Origin of the sequence: Polyangium sp. y55x31 (assembly GCF_029946505.1) — a bacterium.
GTDB lineage: Bacteria > Myxococcota_A > Polyangia > Polyangiales > Polyangiaceae > Polyangium.
Map to the genome: position 1 here is coordinate 351147 of NZ_JARZHG010000005.1, position 23477 is coordinate 374623.

Consider the following 23477-nt stretch of genomic DNA (forward strand, 5'->3'; position numbering starts at 1 on the left):
CGGGGGAGTCGGCTCTTGGGATGACGAAGCTCGTGGTTCGTTCGGATCAAAAAGCTCCGCGTATCGCGATGATGGGCATCGCGGCGATCGCGCTCGCTGCCGCGACGCAGGCTCACGCGGGGCCGCTCCTCGATCAGCCGCCCAAGCTCTACACCTTCAAGCTCGACGACCCGTCCGCGCCGCGCCTCGGCCTTTTGCGTTCGTACCTCAACGCCGAGGTCGAGAGCCCCGGCCCGCTGCGCCGCTACATCTGGGGACCCTTCGGTCAGTGGCGGAACGAGCCGTGGTTGCAACTCGCGTGGCGCCCCGCGCACGCCGCGGACGACGCCGCGGACGACGCCGCGGACGAACCCGACGCGCAGCACGACGACCTCCACGCGTTCGCGTCGAGCCGTGTTCGTCTCCTCGACGACGAGCCCGCGGCCGGCGCGCCGCTCCCGTTTTTCCGCGCGTCCTCCGATGGCTCGGAGCTCCTTCGCATCGAGCCGGACGTCCTGCCGTCCTGGTCGTGGAACGGCCTCGATCCCGCGCGCGCGCCGGCGCTGCTCGCCTCGACCGGACCGAGCTTCGCTTCGAACGGCTTCGACTCGCTCTGGGCGCCGCCGCCGAAGCCCGTGCGCGACTGGCGATGCCGTCGTCGCCCCGTGATCTTCGTGCGCGGCTCCGGCGAGCGTGACGTCTTCCCGCTCGTGCGTTGTGACGGCTCCGTCGCGCCCGAAGCGCTCGATCGCCTCTCGCTCATGATGCGCCCGGCCGACGTCGCGCGCCCCGCGGACCTCCTGCCCGACGAGCCCGATCCCGAGGCCACGCGCAAAGGCGAGTGGATCGCCGACGTGCGCCTGGTGCACCCGCGCCTGCTCTGGGCGCTGCAGCGCATCGCCGACTCGTTCCCGTGGCGACCGATCTACATCTACAGCGGCTATCGCCCCGGCGCGAAGGTCGCGGGCACGAGCCACCAGAGCATGCACGCGGCCGCGCGCGCCGCGGACATCCAGGTCCACGGCATCCCGAACGCCACGGTCTTCCAGCTCTGCCGCACCCTCGACGACGTCGGCTGCGGCTTCTATCCGAACAGCAAGTTCGTCCATGTCGACGTGCGCAGGCCCGGCACGGGACACGCGCTCTGGATCGACGCGTCCGGCCCCTCCGAGCCGCCGCAGTACGTCGACTCGTGGCCGGGCGTGCTCGAGAAGGGCGGCATGGCCTGGGCGCCTTCGCAGGCCACGCCCGGTGTCGTGGAGTGGTCCGGGCGACTCCCGTCCGGGGCGAGCATGCCTGCACCGCCGCGTTACGGCGGGCCTCCGTAACGCGCGACGAGCGAGCCCGCGCGCGAGCCACCACGCGAAGAATTCGTTACGATCCGCTTCGTGCGCGCTTTGCTTCGTTGGCTCTTGTTTTGCGGCGTGCCCCTCGGCGTCGCCCTCGCGCCGCTCGCGTGTGACGACAGCGGCTACCCCGTGATCATCGGTCGGCCGGGCGATCCCGGCGACGGCGGTCCCTCCTTCGACGGAGGCTGGCCCGACGCCTTCCCCGACGGCGACGTTGGTGATCCCGACGCGCCGGTCGTTCCCTCTGCGCCCGTCTGGATCGGCCTCACGCCGACGCCCATGGGGGATGGACCGCCGAAGGCCGGCGACGTGATCGCGGCGCGGCTCGGCGCGCTCGCGCTCGGCGCGCGGGCCACGATGCTCAGGCGCACGCCGATGGAGCTCGCCACGGAGCAGGGCATCCAGGCGCTCGCCGAGGAAGCCGCCTTCTTCAGCAGTCGCGGCGTCGTTCTCGGCTTCTCGCTCGTCATCGTCGAACGCGGCGTCGCGCACCTCCCGCCCGAGCTCGCGGAGATGCCTTGGAACGCGCCCGAGGTCCTCGCCTTCGCGCAAGCCTCCGTCGACGCGGCGCTCTCGGCGCTCGGCGGCTCGGCGCGTTTCGTCGTGCTCGGCCGCGACGTCGACGTCCGCCTCGCGGCTCGCCCTGACGAGCGCGCGTCCTTCGAGCTCTTCGCGAGCGACGTGCTCGACTACGTCCGCGCGCATCCTCTCGCCGCGCCGGACATCCGCGCGGGCGTCGGCTTCTCGTTCGAGGGCGTGGCCCTTCCGGATCCCTCGTTCTTGCCGCTGCTCGACGCGAGCGACGTCGCGGTCGCTTCGTATCTCCCCGGCCTCGGCGGCGCCGAAGCGGGGGCGACGACTGACATCTCCGCGCATGCCGACACGATCCTCACGCGTGCTGCGGACAAGGCCGTGGTGCTCGAATCCGTCGGGTATCCGAGCTCGTCCGTCGTCGGGGGATCGGAGGACAAGCAGGCGCTCTTCCTCGAGACGTTCTTCGGCGCGCTCGTGCCGAGGCGCGATCGCTTCGTGTTCGTGAACGTCGACGCGCTGCACGACCTCGCTCCCGTCCGGTGCGGAGAGCGTGTGGCCGTCTTGGGCGAGGCTGCGGACGGACCCTACGCGGCCTATGCATGCACGCTCGGGCTCTTCACCGAGCAGGGTCAGGAAAAGGCCTCCTGGAAGGCGTTTCTGAACGGTGCGGCCGCGTTCGCGTCACCGTGATCCGTGTTGTAAGGTATCCACATGGGCGACGCGCAAAGTCTGGTGGGCAAGATCGCTGCGATGCAGGACTACGCCCTGTATCGGGACCTGTCTTGGGAAGGGAGCTTCGAGGAGTACCTGGGGCTCATTCGCAAGCAGCCGCAAGTCACGCGCAACGCGTTCCAGCGTGCGTACGACATGATCATTCGGTACGGGACCGAGGAGTACACCGACAACAAGAAGAAGCTCGTCCGGTACAACTTCTTCAAGGACGAGCTGAACGGCGGACAGGACGCCATCTACGGCCTCGACATCCCGCTCATGCGCCTCGTGCACGTGCTCAAGGCGGCGTCGGAAGGGTACGGCCCGGAGAAGCGCGTCATCCTGCTCCACGGCCCGGTGGGCTCCTCGAAGTCGACGATCGCGCGGCTCATGAAGAAGGGCATCGAGCACTACTCGATGTCGCCGGACGGAGCGCTCTACACGTTCGACTGGGTGAACCTCGACGGCGTCGGCATGGCGGGCCCCGAGAGCGGCCGCTTCAAGTGCCCGATGCACGAGGAGCCGCTCCGCCTGATCCCGCCCTCGTGGCGTGAGCGCGCGATCAAGGAGCTCGAGCTCTCGAACCCCACGTTCCACGTGCGCGTCGACGGCGACCTCGATCCGGCTTGTCGCTTCATCTTCAACAAGCTGATGGAGCGGTACGGCGGCGACTGGGGCAAGGTCATGCAGCACATCCGCGTGCGCCGCCTCGTGCTCACCGAGAAGGACCGCATCGGCATCGGCACCTTCCAGCCGAAGGACGAGAAGAACCAGGACTCGACCGAGCTCACGGGCGACATCAACTACCGCAAGATCGCCGAGTACGGCTCGGACTCGGATCCGCGCGCGTTCAACTTCGACGGCGAGTTCAACATCTCGAACCGCGGCATCGTCGAGTTCATCGAGGTCCTGAAGCTCGACGTCGCGTTCCTCTACGACCTGCTCGGCGCGTCGCAGGAGCACAAGATCAAGCCGAAGAAGTTCGCGCAGACGGACATCGACGAGGTCATCCTCGGCCACACGAACGAGGCCGAGTACAAGAAGCTCCTCTCCAACGAGTTCATGGAGGCCCTCCGCGATCGCACGATCAAGATCGACATCCCGTACATCACGAAGGTGTCGGAGGAGATCCGCATCTACGAGAAGGACTTCAACCGCGACAAGATCCGCGGCAAGCACATCGCCCCGCACACGCTCGAGGTGGCGGCGATGTGGGCCGTGCTCACGCGGCTCGAGGACCCGAAGAAGCACAACCTCTCGCTCGTGCAGAAGATGAAGCTCTACGACGGCAAGGTCCTGCCGGGCTACACGCAGGACACCGTGAAGGAGCTGCGCAAGGAGGCGCCGCGCGAGGGCATGGAGGGCATCAGCCCGCGCTACGTGCAGGACAAGATCTCGAACGCGCTCGTCAATGACCTCGGCGAGGGCACGATCAACCCGTTCATGGTGCTCTCCGAGCTCGAGAAGGGCCTGCGCCACCACTCGCTCATCACGAGCGACGAGCAGCGCAAGCGTTACGGCGAGTGCATCGGCATGGTGAAGCGCGAGTACGAGGAGATCGTCAAGAACGAGGTCCAGCGCGCCATCAGCGCCGACGAGGACGCGATCCAGAAGCTCGCGGCGAACTACATCGACTCGATCAAGGCCTACACCTTGAAGGAGAAGGTCAAGGATCGCTTCACCCGCGAGGACGTCGAGCCGGACGAGCGGCTCATGCGCTCGATCGAGGAGAAGATCGACATCCCCGAGAACCGGAAGGACGACTTCCGCCGCGAGATCATGAATTACATCGGCGCGCTCGCGGTCGACGGCAAGAAGTTCGAGTGGCACACGAACGACCGCCTGCGCCGCGCGCTCGAGCTCAAGCTGTTCGAGGATCAGAAGGACGCGATCAAGCTCCAGACCCTCGTCTCCAGCGTCATCGACAAGGAGACCCAGGAGAAGATCGACATCATCAAGACGCGGATGATCAAATACTTCGGTTACAACGAGGTCTCCGCGCGCGACGTCCTCGACTACGTCGCGAGCATCTACGCCCGCGGCGATACCAAGTAGAAGCCCCTTCCGAGCGCGTCCCGAGGCTCCCCGCTCCCACCGAGCGGGGAGCCTTTTTCATTTTGCCGCGGTGCGCCGTGAGCGACGCGTCGCGCTCGAATACGCGCGAAACGTCGCGAAAATGCAACGCTGCGCAGCCGCGTTCGCGCTACGCAAAACCCATTTCGCGCTCATTTTCGCGGATCTACCCATTGGGGCCTCGTCTTTTCCAGGTTATAGATCGTTCATGCGACGCCTCGGCGCGCTCCTTGGTTCGTCCCTCTTCCTGCTGTTTTCCGCGGGCTGCGCCGGATACATCGGCAGCGCCGAGCGCGCGTACCAGGACGGCCGTTACCTCGAAGCGGCCGAGAAGCTAGAGGTTCACGAGGACGAAGTCGCCGAACTCTCGCCGCGCAAGCAGGTGAGCTACGGGCTGTATCTGGGGCTGTCCCTGATGATGCTCGGGGACCACGACGGCGCCGATCGATGGCTCGACTTCACCGAGCAGGTCGAGGCGCAGCGTCCCGGGACCTTGCGGCCCGACGAGAAGCGCGAGCTACAGGCGGCGCGCGGGCGCCTCGCCGGCCTCGAGGAGAAGGCCAAGGCCGCGGGCGCGGGCACGGGCGAGGAGCCTGCCCAGGACGACCCGCTCCTCCGCACCGTGCGGCAGATCGAGCCCGCGCCTTAGCAGCGCGCTAGCAGGCTGCTAGGACGACTCTTTTTCGAGCTTCGCGCGCAGGCGCGACACGCTCTGCTCCAGCGACGAGACGACGCGCCGGAGGTCCCGCACCTCGTCCGAGGTCGCGAGGCCCATCGACTTCGCGAACGCTTCTTTTTGCTCCGTCGTGAACGTCGACACCCGCCCGGGCATGCTCATCGCCGTCATCACGAGCTTCATGAAGCGCTCGTCCTGCATGAGCTTCGCGACCTGCGGGCTCGCCGCGAACTTCATTCCCTCGGAGACGATCCGATCCTTGATGGACATGGACGGAGCCTAGCAGACCCGGCCGAAAGAAGGGTTCAGTGTAGGCGGCCTCCTGTCCCCCGTCCCCTCATAAAGCGTTGGTTCGATTTGCGTTTGCTATTACGTTTGTCAGAGTCCTGCAGAGCCATTCGCGCCGGATTTTTCCCGCGCGTGTGCTCGGGAGGGGAGCGAATGCACTCGAACGGCCTCGCCCACGGCTGCGTACCGGGCGTTCCTGAATCCGACGACGATCCGCCGTCGACCCAGCCCAAGACCCAGCGCTCGGCCGAGGCGTCGCCGAATTCCACGGTGCTGCTTTGTGTCCAGGTCACGCCCCCGGATGCGCGCATTTACCTCGACGATACGCTGATCTCGATCGGGCCACACCGCGGGCGCATTCCGTGCGAGCTGCGCTGGCGGGTCTTGCGCGCCATTTCGCCGGGACACGTCCCCTGGGCCGAGGTCATCATGCCCGTCACGGACATCACCGTGGCCGTGGCCCTCGGTCGAAAGGCGCAATCGACGCCGCCGCCGCCGCGCCCGATTCGCGTCGTCCTCCGCCAGCCCGAGGAACCCGCGCCGGATTCGGCGCCACCGTCCTCGACCGATCCGCTGGCGATCACCGTCAACTGGTGAATCCGATCTTTGCGCGCGGGGGTTCGACGCGAAAGGCCGTGCCGGGCCCCCGCGCGTTTTCTTTCCTTCCTAATTCTTCAATGGGCGGTGCGCGCGCCGAGCCACCGTGCGAGCAGCGGCCAGACCGTGTGCGTCGAGCGGCTGCCCATGATCAGATCGATGTGACCTTGCGGGAATACGCGGTATGTCTTGTCCCGCGAGCGGCTCGACCGATACGCGGGCTCGACCGACGCGGGCGGCGCGAGGTCGTCGCTCTCGCCGGCGATCACGAGCAGCGGCACGTCCATCGCCTCGAAGCCCTCGACGAACCCGGACAAACCGCCGAGCCGGTGCCCGCTCTGCCGCGCCTCCGCCGCCGCGAGGAACATGTTCCGGAGCACCGTGATGCTGCCGCTATCCATCGCCAGCGACATGTGCTGCGAGAGCACCACGGGCTCCATCGATCCGGGCCGAAATCCGCGGATCGGCAGCGGGAACACGGGGCTCTCCACGAGCACGCGCGCGAGCCTGACGACCTCGCCGACGGCGCGGAGCCCGAGCGCGCCGTGCCCGAACGACATGCGCCGGTCCACGGCGAGGAGCACGTGCCCCGCCAGCGTGAGCGGCAGCGAGCCGCGCGTGAAATGGTAGGGGCTGCCGAGGCTCACGACGCCCGCTACCGCGCCGTGGGCGAGCGGCGCCGCCGCGTAACTGACGAGCCCGCCGAGCGAATGTCCCACGAGGAAGACCGGCCGCGGACCTGCGAGGCGCTGCACCTCTTCGAGCGCCCAGGGCACGTCTTGCTTGACGAACTCGCTCACGTCGGTCGGGCGCCGGGCGCCGAGATGTCTCGAACGGCCGTGGCCGCGCAGGTCCAGGTTGAAGACGTCGAAGCCCTCGCGGGCCAGGTAGTTCGAGAGGCTCCGGGCGGGCAGATGCCAGGCGTACCGATTTTGCCCGTAGCCGTGAATGAGGAGCACGCTCCCCCGCGTCCCGCCGAGCTCCGCTGAGCGTTTTCGCACCATCGCCAGCGGAATCCCGTCATCGCCGGCGCCGCCCCGCACGATGCACAGCTCCTTCACGAAACGCCCGCGCGCGTCGCGATCGATCGCCTGTTCGACCCGGAGTTGGTGCAGGATCATCGGTGCCCTCCGATTACCTACAAGAATGTGCCGAGCATGCAACGCGCCGAGCACATCCAGGGCATTTGGGCCCGCGCGCAGCGCGCGTTTCCCAGGAAAACCGGGAAGCCCTTGCGATGAGGATCCCGAAATGGATGGCACCTGCGTGACTTCAGGTGGGGCGGATCACTCCTCGGACCGCTCGGCGGGATTCGGGCGTCGCGGGGGCTTTCAAGACGAGCGGGCTCGTGTACTGTCTCCGGCGTCCTTCTTCTTGGCAACACACCGACGAAAGAGCGCCCCATGTTCCAGAAGGCCCTGCTTGCACGCTTCGCCCTCCTGACCCTCGGCGCGTCCCTCTTCGTGACCGGCACCGCGTATGCGCAGCCCTCCGAGGACGGGTTCGACAAGGACGCCGAAGATACGCTCGCCGGAAAGGCGAACGACAAGGAAGAGGCGGCGGCCGGCGACAAGATGCCGGGCGAGAAGGAGACGAAAAAGGAGGAGAGCGGCGACACCGGGATCTGGGACACGAAAGAGGATCCCACGAAGGCGTACCGCTACGTCGGCATCCGCTACCGCCACGCCATCGTCCCCAAGGCGATCCTGAACATCTTCGCCGACGGCGGCGCCACGGTGGGCGTGCCGATGGGGGGCCTCGAGTTCGGCACGCGGCGCGATCGGCTCGAATACATCTTCTCGCTCTCGTACGCCGACTACTCGAGCGCCGAGATGCTCTTCAAAGGCAAGGCCCAGCCCGCGACGGCCTACGAGCGCGTGCAGAGTGATCTCGCCGTGATTTTCGGCAAGGTCGAGATCCTCTACGAAGTGCCGCTCGACAGCCGGAGCCGCTTCTCGCTCCTCTTCGGCGGCGGCGTGGGCATCGGCGGCGTGATCGGCGATCTCTATCGGCGGCAGGTCTACCCCGGCTCGGGAAACGATCCGGCGGTCCCGTCGCAGTGGAACGACTGCACCTCCCTCGGCGAGCCGGACGCCACCTACTGCGCCAACGACAACGGCCACTTCGGCAACTACGCCGAGCCGAGCTGGGCGAACGGCGGGTCGAAGCCGCTCGTTTTCCCCTGGATCGCCCTGCCGCAGGTGAGCTTCCGCTACAAACCCATCAAGATGCTGCAGGCGCGCGCCGACGTGGGCTTCGCCATTAGCTCGGGCGTATACTTCGGCGCCAGCATCGACTACATCCTCTGACCGAAGAGGAGCCCAGGGAACGTTGCAGCTCCCGCCCCGATACGAACCAATCGCACCCCTCGGCAAGGGCGGCGGTGGAGAGGTGTGGTCGGCGAAAGACCGCATCACCGGCGCCGCCGTGGCCGTCAAAGTCCTCGCAGAGGGCGCAAACGAGGCCGAAATGCTCGCCCTCGTGCGCGAAGCCGTGGCGCTCTCCGGCCTCGAAGGCCTCGGCGTGCCGCGTATCCTCGGCTTCGGACGCTTGCCGAAGAGCGGACGCGCGTACCTCGTTCGCGAGCTCGTCGTCGGAAAGAGCCTGGCCGCGCGGTTCGCCGAACCCGATGAGCCGCTCGAGATCCTCGCCGCGATCGCGCAGGCCGCCGATCAGCTCACGCGCCTGCACCGCGCCCTCTTGCTGCACGGCGACCTGAAGCCCGCGAACATCATCGTCGGGCCGGACGGCAAGGCGACGCTCGTCGACCTCGGGCTCGCGGCGAACTTCCGCGACGTCGGCGAACGCCCGTCGGGCCTGACGCCGCGGTATGCCGCGCCGGAGCTGCTCTCGGGCGCGCCGCTCGGCGTGCGCGCGGAGATCTACGCGCTTGGCGTCACGCTGCGCGAGGCCCTCGCCGCGGTCGGACCCTCGCTCGATCCGGCCGTCGTTTCTGCGCTCGAAGAGATCGAGCGTCGCGCCACCGCGACCGATCCGACGAGCCGCTTCCCGAGCGCGGACGAGCTCGCGAGCGCCATCCGCCGCGCCGCCTCCTTGCCGATGCCCGAGGCGTTCGCCTCGCGTGACGCGCTCGTCTGGCCGATCGTCGGTCTCGACGAGCACGCGGCCGCGCTCGACGCGCAGATCGAGGCGTTACGCCCGGGCGGCGGCATCGTGGTCACGGGCCTGCCGGGCGCGGGCAAGAGCACGCTGCTCCGGCGCGTCGCGTGGTGGCTCGGCGTGAAGGGATGCGCCGTCGCCTGGGTCGAGGCCGCGGTCGCGCCCGATCCGGGGCACGCGATGGACCTCGAGCTCGCGGGGGTCGAAGAGACGCAAGGCGCGATCGTCCTCGTGGACGACGCCGATCGCCTCGCGAAGCCCGACCTCGAGCGCCTCGCCGCGCTGCGCGAGGCCGGCGCACGCCTCGTCGTGACCTTCGACCCCGAGCGCCTGCCAAACTTGCCTGGCCCGACGCTCGAGCTCTTCGCCGTCCCGCCGCTCGACGAGTCGCGCGCGCGTGACCTCGTGCGCTCGGCGATCCCTTCGCTCGGCGATGTCGTCGCGGATCACGTCACGCGGCGCGCGGGCCATTTGCCCGGGAAGATCCGCGCGATCGTCGAGGCGATCGCGCGCGCCCCCGTCGCGAGCCCCGACGACGTCGATCGCCTCCTCGCCGAGGAGGACGAGCGCGGCACCGATCGGGAGCGCGCGATGAAGCTGCTCGATCGGGGCCACGTCGACGAGGCCGCCGAGGTGCTCGCGCGCCTCGAAGACGACCCCTCGCCGGCCGTCGCGATCGCCCGCGCGCGCCTGTTCACGAGCCGCGGCGACGCCATGCGCGCGATCGCCGAGCTCGAACGCGTGCAGGACGAGGCCCTCGCGGCCGACGCCGAGATCGCCGCCTCGTATTGCCTTCACGCGGCGCGCGCCCTCCTCCGCGCCGGCGACTACGCGGGCGCCGAGACCCAGGCCGCCGCCGCTGCTGAACGCACGGGCCTCTCGGCGGCCGCGGACGACGCGGCCCCCTTGCCGCGCGCGGAAGGCCGCCGCGCGCGCGCCATGCTCGCGATCGCCGCGGATGCGCTCGCCGTCTCGGGCCTCGCGCAGAGCTTCTCCGCGCGGCACGAGGATGCCAAGCGCACGCTCGCGCGCGCCGTGCGCCTCGCGCGTGGGGTGGGCGGCGAGCCGCGTATCCTCTCGGTCGCGCTCGGCTCCCTCGCGTTCGCGCTCCAGCGCGACGATCAGCTCGACCCCGCGAAGACGGCCTACGAAGAAGCCCTCTCCGCCGCCGAGCAAGCCGGTGATGCGGGCAGCGTGGCCACGACGCGCTTGAACCTCGCGGGCATCGCCAAGGCGCAGGGCGACCTCGCGGCCGCGCTCATGCACCTCGAAGCGGCGGTCGACATGGGCCACCGCTCGGGCCGTGTCCCCACGCTTCGCCAGGCGCTCCTGAACCTCGCGAACCTGGAGCTTTACCTCGGCCGGCTCGCGCGGGCGCGGGTCTCCATCGACCAGCTCGCGCTCCAGCGCACCGAGCTCGGCCCGAGCCAGCGCGCGCAGCTCCTCTCGCTCGAAGCCGAGCACGCCGCGCGCTCGGGGGATCCCGCCGCGGCCGAGCGCCTCTGCCTCGCTTGCGCCGAGAGCTGGGAGAGCCTCGGCCGGGGCGTCGACGCGGCCGAAGCGCGGCTCGAACGTGTCATGATCGCGCCCGTCGCTCCGGGCGAAGGCGTGCGTGACCTCGAAGCCGAGATCGAGCGTGCTTCGGCGGCGCTCGGGGGCGGCTCGGCGCATCGCCCGCTCCTCTCGCTCGCGCGCGCCCGCGTGGCCACGCTCCTCGGCGACGAACGACAGGCCGCGGCGCATTGCGAGGAGGCGCTCGAAGCGGCGCGCGCCTCGGGCCAGAAGGATTTCATCGCCCGTGCCCTCGAAGCGCGCGCGGCCCTGCACGAGGACGGCGGCAAGCCCATGCTCGCGCGCCGCGATCGCGAGGCCGCGCTCGCCGTGCTGGAGGAGATCGCCTCGGTCTTGCCGCGCGACCTGCGCGAGGTCTTCTGGGACGACCCGCGCCGCCGCGCCCTGCGCGCGCTCTGCGTGCCCTCCGTGCACACGCCGCAGGCCACGACGCCCGGCCAGCCGAACGCCTCGCCTTCGAGCACGCTCGCGGCGCCGCGCAAGGCCCCGACGGAGGAGCGCCTCGCGCGCATCCTGGAGATCAACCGCGCCATCGCGGGCGAGGTCGATCTCGGGCGCCTCCTCGAAAAGGTCACCGACCACGCGATCGCCCTGCTCGGCGCGGAGCGTGGCTTCGTCATCCTGAAGAGCACGCAGCCGCGGGACGAGGCCGATCCTTCGGCGCCGCTGCCCTTCGCGCTCTCGGTCCACGCCTTCCGCGGCCGCGAGGGGGACGACGCGCATGCGCGCTTCTCGCAGTCGATCGCCGAGCGTGTCGTCCACGTCGGCGAGCCCATCGTTACGGTGAGCGCGCGCGAGGATGCCCGCATGGCCGGGTATGTCTCCGTCCACCAGCTCATGCTCCAGTCGATCGCGTGCGTGCCCATTCGCGCGCGGGGCGGCGAGGTGATCGGCGCGCTTTACCTGGAGACGCGCCTCCGCCCGGCGATGGGCTTCACGGACGAGCTCCCCACGCTCGTCGCGCTCGCCGATCAGGTGGCGATCACCATCGAGACGGCGCGCCTCGTCGGTGAGAACGCGCGGCGCGCGCGCGAGCTCGAAAAGAAGAGCGAGGAGCTCGAACGGGCGAACCGCGACCTCGAAGCGGCGCGGGCGGAGCTCGAAGAGCTGCTCGGCCTGCGCACCGAGGAGCTCAAGGCCACGAAGCGTGACCTCCGCTCGGCGCGCGCGGTCATCAAGGGGCATTTCGGCTACGAGGGCCTCGTCGGCCGCAGCGAGGCCATGCGCCGTGTGTATGCGCTCATCGATCGCGTGAAGGACACGGACATCCCGGTCCTCGTCATCGGCGAGAGCGGCACGGGCAAGGAAGTCGTCGCGCGGGCAATCCACAATGCCGGCCCGCGCGCCAAAAAACCTTTCGTGGGCATCAACGTCGGCGCCATTCCCGAGCACCTCCTGGAGAGCGAGCTCTTCGGCCACGTGCGAGGCGCCTTCACGGGCGCCGATCGGGATCGCCGCGGCCTCTTCCGCGAGGCCGAGGGCGGCACCATCCTGCTCGACGAAATCGGCGAAATGCCGCCGAAGATGCAGGCCGGCCTCCTCCGCGTCTTGCAAGAAAAGGTCGTCCGTCCGGTCGGCGGCGCGCGCGAAGAGCCGGTGAACACGCGCGTCATCGCCGCGACGCACCGGGATCTCGTGGCGATGACCGCGGCCGGCACGTTCCGCGAGGACCTCCTCTACCGCTTGCACGTCGTCGAGGTCCGCGTCCCGCCGCTCCGCGAGCGCATCGAGGACATCCCGATCTTGATCGACCATTTCCTCGGCATCTTCGCGGCTCGTTATGGCCGTGAGCGCCGGAGCGTCTCGCGGGCTGCGCTTCGCCGGCTGATGGGGCATGGCTGGCCGGGCAACGTGCGCCAGCTCGAGAACGTCCTCTTGAATGCGTGGGTCCTCTCCGATCAAGCGGAGCTCGAGCCCGAGGACTTCGAGCTGCCGGAGGCGCGCCTCGCCCCGCGCCCGCCCTCGCCGCCGGAGAGCTTGCGTGAAGGCCCGCGCAGTGCTTCGCCCGAGCCCTCGCGGAAGCTCTCCTCGCTCGAAGCGCACAAGGCCGACGAGCGCGAGCGTATCCTCTCGGCGCTCCAGGCCTCGAACTGGAACCGCGTGAAAGCCGCGCGCCTCGTGGGTTTGCCGCGCCGCACGTTTTACAGGCGCCTCAAGGAGTACGGAATCCAATGACGACCGAGCCCGGTAACCTCTCCGCATTCGTGGACGGCGTCGCGCTGTCCGAGGAGGAAGCGCGTGACCTCTGGAAGCGCTTCAGCGAATGGATGGGCGAGCATAAGGGTGATATGGCCGGGTTCGGGAAGAACCATGGCTATACGCAGATCTCGCCCGAATACAGAGGCGGGCGGGCCGTGCTGATCGCGTATACGAAGGAGCCGCCGCCCGCGCCGCCGCAAAAGAAGCCGGCGGGGAAGGGGGGCGGAGGTGGGCGCCGAGGCGGAGGGGGTCGCCGGGGCGGCGGCGGAAGACGGTAAATTCGGTTGGCGAGGTCATTCCTCGTCGTCGTCTTCGTCCTCCTCCATTGCCTTCATCGCCGCGTCCCACGCCTCCGGCCGTGTGGTCTCGGGGGCGCGGTGCTCGAAGGGCGACCCTTCGAGCGACGGAATCTCCACGATACACAGGCCCACGTCGTCGTAGGGCGCGCCTCCCTCCGCCAGGAGGACCACCGCGTGCTTGCCGATTTCTTCGAGCGGCAGGTCCCCGTACGACCACGTATCGTCCGCGCCGTCCCAGATCATCATGGCGGACGAGTTCAGCATATCGAGCGCCGGATCTTGGATCCCCGGGTTCATCGACATCGCGCGGATGAAGCCGTCGAGGACCTGCACGATCTCCGGCGCGCGCCGCGCCACGCCGGCGAAGCGCCACGCACCGATGCGCTCCTCGACCGGAATCATCACGAAGCAGAGCAGCACGCCACGCACGTCCGCGAAGGACGCGTCCCCGGTGAAGAGCGCCCGCGCGGCTTCGAGGGAGAGGGGGAGGGGGTGAGGGAAGCTGGGCATTGGGGGAGAATAGGCGGGGGTTTGGCTCGCTGGCAATCGTTCCTATGGCTTCACCTTCATATGACCTCGACGAGCCTCCAGGTCTTCGAAGCGCTCCCATTCCTTGCTCCCCGCCCCCCAGACTTGCATGCACCGCATCGGGACGCCGGCCGCTCGGACTGGCGACGCCCGATCGCCGCGTGCAGCGCGTGCAAACGCCCCCGTGACGCCCCGGATGCCGCGTGCACCGCGTGCAAACACCTCTCGTGACGCTCCGAGACCCGTCTGCACGCGGTGCAAACACCTCTCGTGACGCTCCGAGACCCGTCTGCACGCGGTGCAAACACCTCTCGTGACGCTCCGAGACCCGTCTGCACGCGGTGTAAACACCTCTCGTGACGCTCCGAGACCCGTCTGCACGCGGTGCAAACACCTCTCGGCGTGTACGAATGCCGCTTGCAGCCGGTGCACGCGGGTCTCGTGACGCTCACCGGGGAACTTTCCGTTGGGATTGTGCTCTCCGGGCGTGCTCGCCCGGGTCGGAGCGTCTAATTGGCGCTTTTCTCGTGATGGTCCACACGACGTCCTCGACGTCACCCCATTCTGGAGGTTCCCATGTCCCATCCCCGCAAGATCGTGCCCACGCAGCCCCTCGACGAGACCGACGCCGAGGTCTTTTATACCCGCTCTTGTCTCAAGGGCGACCCTGACGCCTGCGACCTGCTTCCCCTCACGGACACCTGGCTCGCCATGGTCGACGCCGTGCGGGTGAAGGAGCGCGCGGCGCGCGAGGCGCAGGCGGACGCGGATGCCGCGCGGATCATCGCCAATGGTCGGCTCGACGCGGCTTGCGCGCGGTTCGGCGACGATCTTTGGCTCGCCGTGAACAAGAACCGCTCGTCGGCGCGGTGGACGCAGTTCTTTTCGAGCACGGTGAGCAAATTCGTCCGACAAGCGCTGCCCAAGCAGGTCGCGCGCGTGCGTGGGTGGCTCGAATCGAAGGATCCCGTCCTCGACAAGCACCGCGCGCACCTGGAGCCCTGGGTGAACGCCGCCGGCGCGGCGATCGCCAGGACCGCGGCCGTGGCCACGGTGCGCGGCGAGGCGCGTATCAGCCGGGAAGAGCTCGCCGGGAACCTCACGCGCGATCGGGATGGATTGCACGATGCATTGACGGCCCGCGCGCGGGAGCGGGGTTTGCCGCGTGATTGGGCGGATCAGTTTTTCCGGAAGGTGAGCCGGGCGAAGGGCGCGGAGGAGGGGGTCGAGGGGACGGGGGAGTAAGTATGACGGGGCTGCCCCCGTCGGACCGATCGTGCTAAGTTCAGGGTGTGGAGAGCCTGCTCCAAGAACAACCGACGAGCTTGCCAGCGGCGTCGCAGGCAAGCTCGCTCATCGCCGAGCTCGACCCCGAGATCCGCGCCGCGATCCTCGACGTCGACCGTACGCTCATCTTGCTCTCGCTCCAGCAGTCGCCGTGGAACCGGTTGCGCTCCGCGTCCCGGATGATGCAGACCCTCGCCAAGATTCGCGATGCAGCGTCATCCCAGCGCCGCTGATCTGCCGGCGCTGCTCGCTCGGCTCTGTGACGCGGGGGTCGAGTTCATCATCGTGGGAGGAGCAGCCGCCGTGATCCACGGCGCGCCAATCACGACCAGCGACCTCGACATCGTTCACCGCAGAACGCCGGAAAATGTGGCTCGCCTGCTCGAGGTCCTGCTCCAGCTCGATGCAACGATGCGCTACGACCTGGCCAACCGAGGCCTACGCCCGACAGCGGAAATGCTGGCCGGGAGAGGACAGGTCAATCTCTCCACGTCGCTCGGGCCTCTGGATCCGCTCTGTGAGCTCGACGAGGGGACGGGGTACGATGAACTGCTGCCGCGCAGCGAGTCGGTCGTAGACGAGGGACGAACGTTGCGGGTGCTCGATCTGCCGACGTTGATTGCGGTGAAGGCCAAGGTCGGACGGCCGAAGGACCGGATGATGCTGCCGATCCTGGTCGCGACGCTGGAGGAACGCAGCAAGCTCGGGGGGTGAATTGGCAATACGGATCAGGTCAGCGTTTCCGTCACTGTGATTTCCGTACACGCGACGAGGACCTTGATTGATTCTATTTCTTCATCATTTCGGATCGGTTGGTAGCGACCGCTGCCCTGGCGAGCCGAACAGACGCGGGCACCCCCGCCAAACAGCCGAAACCGTCCCGTCGCACCTGCGCTGCTGCCCTCCTCCTCCGCCCGCCCCCACGCCTCACTCCCATCCCTCCGTCCGCGTCGCTCCCTCGTCCGCCCCCGCGCCTTTTTTCTCCCGCCGCGGCCTACTTCCCGAGTAGACTGCCCGCCTTCCGAGGGGAGGAGAGGGCCGCGCAATGAAACGCTATCAGATGCTCATCGGTGGGAATTGGGTGGACAGCGTCTCCGGTCAGACGCGTGAGCTTCGCGACCCGGCCAATGGCGAGCTCGTCGCCACGGTCCCCGAGGCCTCCCGGGAGGATGCGCGGGCGGCCATCGACGCGGCGCGCGCGGCATTCGACAAGGGCCCTTGGCGCAAAACCACCGCGCTCGATCGCGCCAAGCTCCTCTTCAAGCTCGCCGAGGCCATCACCAAGGAGGCTGATGCCCTCGCGCGCCTCGAGGTCCAGAGCTGTGGCAAGCCCCTCGCCGAGGCCCAGTTCGACGTCGCCGACGCCGCCAACTGCTTCGAGTTCTACGGCGGCCTCGCCACCAAGATCGCCGGCGAGACCATGAACGTCCCGGCCAACAGCGTCAGCTTCGTCGTCCGGGAGCCCGTCGGCGTCTGCGGCCAGATCATCCCCTGGAACTACCCGCTCCTCATGGCCGCCTGGAAGCTCGCGCCCGCCCTCGCGGCTGGCAACACGTGTGTGCTCAAACCTTCGGAGCTCACGCCCCTCACGGCCCTGGAGCTTGGCCGCATCCTCACCGAGGTCGGTTTTCCGCCCGGCGTCGTCAACATCCTCACGGGCCCCGGCGCCGGCGCCGGTGAGGAGCTCGCCGAGAGCCCGCGCGTCGACAAGGTCGCCTTCACCGGCGGCACCGTCACCGGCCGCAAGATCCTCCAGGCTTCCGCGACCAACTTGAAGAAGGTCACCCTCGAGCTCGGCGGCAAGAACCCGAACATCGTCTTCGCCGACGCCGATTTCGAGGCCGCCGTCGACGGCGCGCTCTTCGGCGCCTTCGCGAACCAGGGCGAGGTCTGCTCCGCCGGATCACGCCTCCTCGTCGAGCGATCGATCCACGACAAGCTCGTCGCCGCGATGGTGGAGAAGATCCCGCGCGTAAAAGTCGGCCATGGCCTCGATCCTGCGACGAAGATGGGCCCGCTCGTCTCGGCTGCGCATCGCGACAAGGTCGAGTCGTACATCCGCATCGGCGTCGAGGAGGGCGCGCGGCTCGCCTGCGGCGGCAAGCGGCCCTCGGATCCTGCGCTCGCGGGCGGCCACTTCCTCGAGCCCACGATCTTCGTCGACGTCAAGCCCTCGATGCGCATCGCGCGCGAGGAGATCTTCGGGCCCGTCCTCGCCGTGCTCCCCTTCGACACCGAGGAGGAGGCGATCGCGCTCGCGAACGACACCGAGTACGGCCTCGCGGCCGCGGTCTGGACGAAGAACCTCACGCGCGCGCACCGCGTGATCCGCGAGCTTCGCGCCGGCATCACGTGGGTGAACACGTATCACCCGACCTTCAACGAGATGCCCTGGGGCGGCTACAAGCAGAGCGGCACCGGGCGTGAGCTCGGGCTCTACGGGATCGAGGCTTATCTCGAGACCAAGCAGGTCAACATCAATCTGGACGAGGCCCCGCTCGGCTGGTACTAGCCGACGTTTTCGGGAGAGACCGCATGCGGATCGAATTGAAGACCGAGATCCCGGGGCCTCGGAGCCGGGCGCTCATGGAACAGCGCCGCGCGGCGGTCGCCCGGGGGCCGTTCCATGGCACGCCCATCTTCGTGGCGAAGGCGCACGGCGCGGTGATCGAGGACGTCGACGGCAATCGACTCCTCGATTTCGCGTCCGGTATCGCCGTGACGAACCTCGGCCACACGCCGGACGACGTCGTGCGCGCCGTGCAGACGCAGGCTGAACGGTTCTTGCACACGAGCTTCAACGTCGTCCCGTACGAGGGCTACGTCGCGCTCTGCGAGCGCCTGAACCGCATCACGCCCGGCGGCTTCGCGAAGAAGGCCTTCCTCGCGAACAGCGGCGCCGAGGCCGTCGAGAACGCCGTCAAGATCGCCCGCGCCCACACGAAGCGGCAGGGCGTCGTCGTCTTCGACCACGCCTTCCACGGCCGCACCTACCTCGCGATGACCATGACCAGCAAGGTCGGGTATCGGCAGGGCTTCGCGCCGTTCGTCCCCGAGGTGTATCGCACGCCGTTCCCCTACACCTACCGCTCGCCCGAGCCCGACGCCTCCGCGTGGGCCATGCGCGAGCTGCGCGAGCTCGTCCTGCACCACGTCGGCGCGAACAACGTCGCCGCGATCGTCATCGAGCTCGTCCTCGGCGAGGGCGGCTTCATCGACGCGCCTGCGCCTTTCGTCAAGGAGCTCGCGAGCTTCTGCAAGGAGCACGGCATCGTCCTCATCGCGGACGAGATCCAGACCGGGTTCGGCCGCACCGGCAAGCTCTTCGCGTGCGAGCACTACGGCGTCGAGCCCGACCTCGTCACGCTCGCGAAGGGCCTCGGCTCGGGCCTGCCGATCTCTGCGGTCGTAGGCCGCGCCGAGATCATGGATGCGCCCATCGAGGGCGCGATCGGCGGCACGTTCGGTGGAAACCCGGTCTCCTGCGCGGCCGCGCTCGCCGTCCTCGATCGCTTCGAGGCCGACGGCGGCGCGCTTCTGAAGCGTATCCACGCCGTCGGCGAGCAGATCGGCGCGCGCCTCCTCGCGTGGAAAGAGCGTTTCCCGATCATCGGCGACGTCCGCGGCATCGGCCCCATGCGCGCCATCGAGCTCGTGCGGGATCCCGAGACGCGGGAGCCCGACAAGGCCGCGGCGCAGGCGCTCGCGAAGTACTGTTATCAGCACGGCGTCGTCGTCCTCGGCGCTGGCACGTACGGCAACGTCATTCGCCTCGCCCCGCCGCTCACCCTCGAAGACACCGAGCTCGACGAAGGGCTCGTGGTCCTGGAAGCGGGGCTTTCGGAACTCGGGAGGAGCGCATGAGCCGGCACTTGCTCTTCATTGACGGCGCGTGGCGGGAGTCGTCCCGCACGCACACCATCAAGTCCCCCTACAGCGGCCGCATCGTCGCGGTCGCGGAGGAGGCGGACGAAGCACTCATGGAGCGCGCGCTCGCGGCCGCGAAGGCCGCGCAGACGCGTTTCCGCAAGACGAGCCGGTACCTGCGCAGCCAGCTGCTCGCCGCGATGGCGCGGCGGATCGACGAGGAGCGCGCGAAGTTCGTCGCGTCGATCGTCGACGAGGCTGGCAAACCCGCGGCGCTCGCGGACGCCGAGGTTTCCCGCGCGATCACGACCTTCACCGTCGGCGCCGAGGAGGCCAAGCGGTACGGCGGTGAGGTCTTCCCCGTCGACATCGACGCGGCGGGCCGCGCGTACGAGCCGGGCACGAGCCTCTTCGTCCCGCGTGGGCCCGTCCTCGCGATCACGCCCTTCAACTTCCCGCTGAACCTCGTCGCGCACAAGGTCGTGCCTGCGCTCGCGATCGGCGCGCCCGTGCTCGTCAAGCCGGCGCCGCAGACCCCGGGGGCCGTCCGCCTCCTCGCCGAGGTCTTCGAGGCGGCGGCGAACGAGGTCTCCGAGAGCCGCGAGACGATCCCGCTCGGCGCGCTCCAGACGATCACCGCGCCGAACGAGGTCACGGGCCGCGCGATCCGTGATCCGCGCGTCGGCGTCGTCAGCTTCACGGGCAGCGCCTCCGTCGGCTGGAGCATCCAGGGCATGGCGCGTGGCAAGCGCACCGTGCTCGAGCTCGGCGGCAATGCCGCGGTCGTCGTGCACAGCGGGGCCGACCTCGTCCGGGCTGCTTCCCGTGTCGCGTACGGCGCATTCGCGTATGCCGGCCAGGTCTGCATTTCCGTGCAAAACGTCTGGGTCGAGGAGAACATCGAGGAGGCGTTCCGCGGCTTCCTCCTGGAGGAGGTCGCGCGCATCAAGACCGGCGATCCGCGCGCCGAGGGCGTGCTCGTCGGCCCGGTCATCGACGGCAAGGCGGCCGATCGCATCACCACGTGGATCGACGAGGCGCAGAAGTCGGGCGTGAACGTCCTTTGCGGCGGCAAACGCGAGGGCAACCTCATCCAGCCGACCGTGCTCGAAAAGCCGGGCGAGGCGCTCTCGGTCATGCGCGAGGAGGTCTTCGGCCCGGTGCTCAACCTGCTCACCTATCGCGACGTCGGCGAGGCCATCGAGGCGGTCAATCGCTCCAAGTATGGCCTCCAGGCGGGCGTCTTCACCGACAGCTTGCGCGTCGCGCGCCGCGCGGTCGAGGATCTCGAGGTCGGCGGCGTCATGATCAACGAGGTCCCCACCTATCGCGCCGATCACATGCCTTATGGCGGCGTGAAGGAGTCTGGCCTCGGCCGCGAGGGCGTGCGTTACGCGATGGAAGAGTACAGCGAGCGCAAGACCGTCATTTCGTTCCGGGGATAGACCCGTCCGTGGGATTGGAGGATTCGCGATGATTCGTATGTCTTCGTGGGTATCGGCGGCGGGCCTCGCCGTGCTCGGGGTGGTCGCGCTCGGCTGTCAGGGCGAGAAGAAGCCGGAGGGCGCGGCCCCGACGGGCAGCGCGGCGCCCGGGGCCTCGGCGGCCGCGGCGAAGCCTGAAAACCCTGCCGAGAAGTTCAAGGGACAAACCTTGAACCTGCTCACGTGGGAGGGGTATGCCGATCCGAAGTTCACGAAGGGGTTCGAGGAGAAATACGGCGTCACCGTCAAGTACACGTATTTCGGTTCGAGCGACGAGCTCGTGGCGAAGCTCAAGTCGAGCCCGGGCGTCTACGACGTCGTCTCGCCGTCCTCGGACGTCGCGTACACGCTCATGCAGGGCGGCCTCGTCGAGCCCATCGACACCACGAAGATCTCGAGCTGGGGCGAGCTCGCGGACGCGCTGAAGAACCTCGACGACGTCAAGAAGGACGGCAAGCTCTACGGCGTCCCCTTCACCTGGGGCCCCGATTACCTCATTTACGACGCGAATGTCGTGAAGGAGGAGCCGAAGAGCTGGAAGGTCTTCTACGACGCGCAATACAAGGGCAAGGTCAGCCTCTGGGACGACATCTCGAACATCTATCTCGTCGGCCAGATCATGGGGCTCGACAAGTCGAACCCGGCGGCGCTCTACAACATGACGGACGAGCAGCTCGCCGAGGCGAAGAAGAAGCTCGTCGAGCTCAAGCCCCAGGTGCGCAAGTACTGGGCGACCGCGGGTGAGCTCAACGATCTCTTCAAGAACAAGGAGATCGTCCTGGCCGTCGGCTGGCCGCTCACGGTCGGCACGCTCAACAAGGAGGGCTCGAACCTCAAGGGCGTGATTCCGGAGGAGGGCGCGACGGGCTGGATCGATCGGCTCATGATCACCTCCTCGTCGAAGAACAAGGACCTCGCGCTCGCGTACCTCGATTACGTCACGACGCCGAAGGCCCAGGCGCTCGTCTTCGAGGCGACCGGCGGCTATTGCGTCGCGAATGCCAAGGCCAAGGAGCACATGTCCGAGGACCTCAAGAAGAGCCCGTGTGTCACCGAGGGCGAGACGTACTTCAAGCGCCTCAACTTCTGGCAATACGTGAAGGAGCGCAAGAAGTACAATGAGCTCTGGAACGAGGTGAAGAGCGAGAAGACGACCGAGGCCCCGAACGAGGCGAAGAGCGCGAAGTAGGCGGATATCGAATGGACACGGCGCCCGCCGCGAAGGCCACGGTTCACGCACAAAACCCGCCGAAGAGGCGGGCGCTCCTGTTCCTCGTCCTGCCCCCTGCGCTTTGGCTCCTCTGCTTCCTCGTCCTGCCGTACCTCGGCCTGTTCATCCAGAGCTTCCTCGGCTCGGATGACCTCGGAAACGTCGTCCTCGAGCCCACGCTCGACCCGTGGAAGGCCTTCTTCACGAAGACCCTCTACCGCAGCACGCTCCTTTACACCTTCAAGATCGCGCTGACCGTCACGAGCCTCTCCGTGCTCTTCAGCGTGCCGCTCGCGTATTTCATCGCGTTCAAGGTGCGCCGCTGGAAGGAGCTGCTCTACAGCCTCATCATCGTCCCGCTCTGGGTGAGTTACATCGTCCGCGCGTATGCGTGGAAGATCATCCTCGGCCGCGAGGGAATCCTGAATTCCTTCCTCCAGTGGGCGAAGATCACGGACGCGCCCGTCGAGGCCTTTCTCTACAGTGAATGGGCGATCGTCATCGGCCTCGTCCACATCTACACGCCGTTCGTCCTCATGCCGGTGTACACGGCATTCGAGCAGATCCCGCGCTCGCTCGTCGAGGCGTCGAAGGACCTCGGCGCCGGCCGCCTGACCACGTTCTTCCGCGTCGTCTTCCCGCTCTCGCTCCCGGGCGTCATCGCGGGTGGCACGTTCGCGTTCGTATTGACGCTCGGCGATTTCCTCGCGCCCGTCCTGCTCGGCGGCACCGACAACCTCATGATTTCGAACGTCGTGCAGAACCTCTTCGGCACCTCGAACGATCGGCCCCTCGGCTCCGTCGTCGGAATCGTCCTGCTCGTCGTCGTCGTGGCGCTCCTGGAGACGACGTCCCGCGCCGAGAAATCGTTCGCGAGCCTCGAATCGGGCCGTGGTCGCCTCGGAGGCGCGCGTTGAAAAGCCGCTTCGATCTGCCCACGCTTTTCGTCGGCGCCGCGGCGGCGTTCGTCCTCGCGTTCATCTACCTGCCGATGGTCGTCGTCGTCGTGTATTCGTTCAACCCCGACGCGGTGAACGTCTTCCCGATGCGCGGCTTCTCCCTCCGCTGGTATCGCATGCTGCTCGACGACGAGCAGCTCGTCTCGGCCCTGCGCGTCAGCCTCCTCATCGCGCTCGGCGGCACCTCGATCGGCCTCCTCCTCGGCGTCCCCGGGGCCATCGCGCTCGCGCGCCACGAATTTCCGGGCAAACGGATCCTCGAACGGATCGTCCTTTTGCCGCTCACCTTGCCGGGCATCGTCACGGGCGTCGCCATGTTGAGCTTCTTTCCGCTCATTGGCGTCCCCGTCTCCTTGCTCGCCGTCCTCATCGGCCACGGCACCTTCCTCATCGCGATTACCCTCACGCAGGTATATGCGCGCTTGAGGCGCCTCGATCCTTCGCTCGAAGAGGCCTCGGCGGATCTCGGCGCGCCGCCGCTCACCACGTTTTTCCGGGTCATCCTGCCGAACATCAAGACGGCGATCATTGGCTCGGCGCTCCTCTCGTTCACGCTCTCGCTCGACGAGATTCCGGTCACGTTTTTCCTCATCGCGGGCGACAACACCCTCCCCATTCAGATCTGGGCCATGATGCGCCGGGGCATTTCTCCCGAGGTCAACGCCATCTCGACCCTCGTCTTCGCCGGATCGATCGGCCTCATCCTGCTCGGCACCGCGCTCGGCGGCCGCGACAAGGAGTAAAC

The 23477-nt window shown here is 68.2% G+C and carries 20 protein-coding genes; 17 read left to right on the top strand and 3 right to left on the bottom strand.

Annotation, left to right across the window (positions count from 1 at the left end; translation table 11 throughout):
• Positions 1–20 precede the first annotated feature (20 nt).
• The 4 genes from QHF84_RS13005 to QHF84_RS13020 all read left to right on the top strand — a co-directional run bounded on the left by QHF84_RS13005 (position 21) and on the right by QHF84_RS13020 (position 5295).
• Positions 21–1307, top strand: a complete 1287-nt coding sequence (locus tag QHF84_RS13005) for a D-Ala-D-Ala carboxypeptidase family metallohydrolase (protein ID WP_281313579.1) — start codon at positions 21–23, stop codon at positions 1305–1307.
• Positions 1308–1367: 60 nt separating this feature from the next.
• A complete protein-coding gene (locus QHF84_RS13010; RefSeq protein WP_281313580.1) occupies positions 1368–2552 on the top strand; it encodes a hypothetical protein in 1185 nt (394 codons plus the stop codon).
• A gap of 21 nt (positions 2553–2573) precedes the next feature.
• Complete coding sequence (locus tag QHF84_RS13015) at positions 2574–4628, top strand: serine protein kinase (RefSeq protein WP_281313581.1); 2055 nt, start codon at positions 2574–2576, stop codon at positions 4626–4628.
• Positions 4629–4854: 226 nt separating this feature from the next.
• Positions 4855–5295 (top strand): hypothetical protein, encoded by a 441-nt coding sequence (locus QHF84_RS13020; protein ID WP_281313582.1) that lies wholly within the window; start codon positions 4855–4857, stop codon positions 5293–5295.
• 18 nt (positions 5296–5313) lie between these two features.
• On the opposite strand, the gene QHF84_RS13025 is transcribed toward QHF84_RS13020, so the two are convergent.
• Complete coding sequence (locus QHF84_RS13025) at positions 5314–5592, bottom strand: hypothetical protein (protein ID WP_281313583.1); 279 nt, start codon at positions 5590–5592, stop codon at positions 5314–5316.
• Positions 5593–5763: 171 nt separating this feature from the next.
• Between QHF84_RS13025 and QHF84_RS13030 the strand changes: the two genes are divergently transcribed.
• Positions 5764–6207: a hypothetical protein gene (locus QHF84_RS13030; RefSeq protein ID WP_281313584.1), complete on the top strand. Its 444-nt coding sequence runs from the start codon at positions 5764–5766 to the stop codon at positions 6205–6207.
• A gap of 77 nt (positions 6208–6284) precedes the next feature.
• On the opposite strand, the gene QHF84_RS13035 is transcribed toward QHF84_RS13030, so the two are convergent.
• On the bottom strand, positions 6285–7328 hold the full coding sequence (locus QHF84_RS13035; protein ID WP_281313585.1) for an alpha/beta hydrolase: 1044 nt from the start codon (positions 7326–7328) through the stop codon (positions 6285–6287).
• 282 nt (positions 7329–7610) lie between these two features.
• On the opposite strand from QHF84_RS13035, the gene QHF84_RS13040 reads away from it, so the two are divergent.
• The 3 genes from QHF84_RS13040 to QHF84_RS13050 are packed head-to-tail and all read left to right on the top strand — an operon-like array spanning position 7611 to position 13376.
• Positions 7611–8516, top strand: coding sequence for a hypothetical protein (locus QHF84_RS13040; RefSeq protein ID WP_281313586.1), 906 nt, complete (start codon positions 7611–7613; stop codon positions 8514–8516).
• A 22-nt stretch (positions 8517–8538) separates the two neighbouring features.
• Entirely contained in the window at positions 8539–13074 is a 4536-nt protein-coding gene (locus QHF84_RS13045; protein WP_281313587.1) for a sigma 54-interacting transcriptional regulator, read from the top strand.
• Complete coding sequence (locus QHF84_RS13050) at positions 13071–13376, top strand: hypothetical protein (RefSeq protein ID WP_281313588.1); 306 nt, start codon at positions 13071–13073, stop codon at positions 13374–13376. Before QHF84_RS13045 ends, QHF84_RS13050 begins: the two co-directional genes overlap by 4 nt.
• A gap of 15 nt (positions 13377–13391) precedes the next feature.
• On the opposite strand, the gene QHF84_RS13055 is transcribed toward QHF84_RS13050, so the two are convergent.
• Positions 13392–13907, bottom strand: coding sequence for a hypothetical protein (locus QHF84_RS13055; protein ID WP_281313589.1), 516 nt, complete (start codon positions 13905–13907; stop codon positions 13392–13394).
• A 594-nt stretch (positions 13908–14501) separates the two neighbouring features.
• On the opposite strand from QHF84_RS13055, the gene QHF84_RS13060 reads away from it, so the two are divergent.
• The 9 genes from QHF84_RS13060 (at position 14502) to QHF84_RS13100 (ending at position 23475) form a co-directional block, all read left to right on the top strand.
• Positions 14502–15170, top strand: a complete 669-nt coding sequence (locus tag QHF84_RS13060; protein WP_281313590.1) for a hypothetical protein — start codon at positions 14502–14504, stop codon at positions 15168–15170.
• 47 nt (positions 15171–15217) lie between these two features.
• A complete protein-coding gene (locus QHF84_RS13065; protein ID WP_281313591.1) occupies positions 15218–15445 on the top strand; it encodes a hypothetical protein in 228 nt (75 codons plus the stop codon).
• Complete coding sequence (locus tag QHF84_RS13070; RefSeq protein ID WP_281313592.1) at positions 15420–15926, top strand: hypothetical protein; 507 nt, start codon at positions 15420–15422, stop codon at positions 15924–15926. The genes QHF84_RS13065 and QHF84_RS13070 overlap by 26 nt, the downstream gene beginning before the upstream one ends.
• 331 nt (positions 15927–16257) lie before the next feature.
• Positions 16258–17724, top strand: coding sequence for an aldehyde dehydrogenase family protein (locus tag QHF84_RS13075; protein ID WP_281313593.1), 1467 nt, complete (start codon positions 16258–16260; stop codon positions 17722–17724).
• Positions 17725–17747: 23 nt separating this feature from the next.
• Positions 17748–19076 (top strand): 4-aminobutyrate--2-oxoglutarate transaminase, encoded by a 1329-nt coding sequence (gene gabT, locus QHF84_RS13080; RefSeq protein WP_281313594.1) that lies wholly within the window; start codon positions 17748–17750, stop codon positions 19074–19076.
• Positions 19073–20524: an aldehyde dehydrogenase family protein gene (locus QHF84_RS13085; protein ID WP_281313595.1), complete on the top strand. Its 1452-nt coding sequence runs from the start codon at positions 19073–19075 to the stop codon at positions 20522–20524. Before gabT ends, QHF84_RS13085 begins: the two co-directional genes overlap by 4 nt.
• Before the next feature lie 28 nt (positions 20525–20552).
• Positions 20553–21752, top strand: coding sequence for an ABC transporter substrate-binding protein (locus QHF84_RS13090; protein WP_281313596.1), 1200 nt, complete (start codon positions 20553–20555; stop codon positions 21750–21752).
• A gap of 11 nt (positions 21753–21763) precedes the next feature.
• Positions 21764–22690 (top strand): ABC transporter permease, encoded by a 927-nt coding sequence (locus QHF84_RS13095; protein WP_281313597.1) that lies wholly within the window; start codon positions 21764–21766, stop codon positions 22688–22690.
• Complete coding sequence (locus tag QHF84_RS13100; RefSeq protein ID WP_281313598.1) at positions 22687–23475, top strand: ABC transporter permease; 789 nt, start codon at positions 22687–22689, stop codon at positions 23473–23475. Before QHF84_RS13095 ends, QHF84_RS13100 begins: the two co-directional genes overlap by 4 nt.
• Positions 23476–23477: the final 2 nt, after the last annotated feature.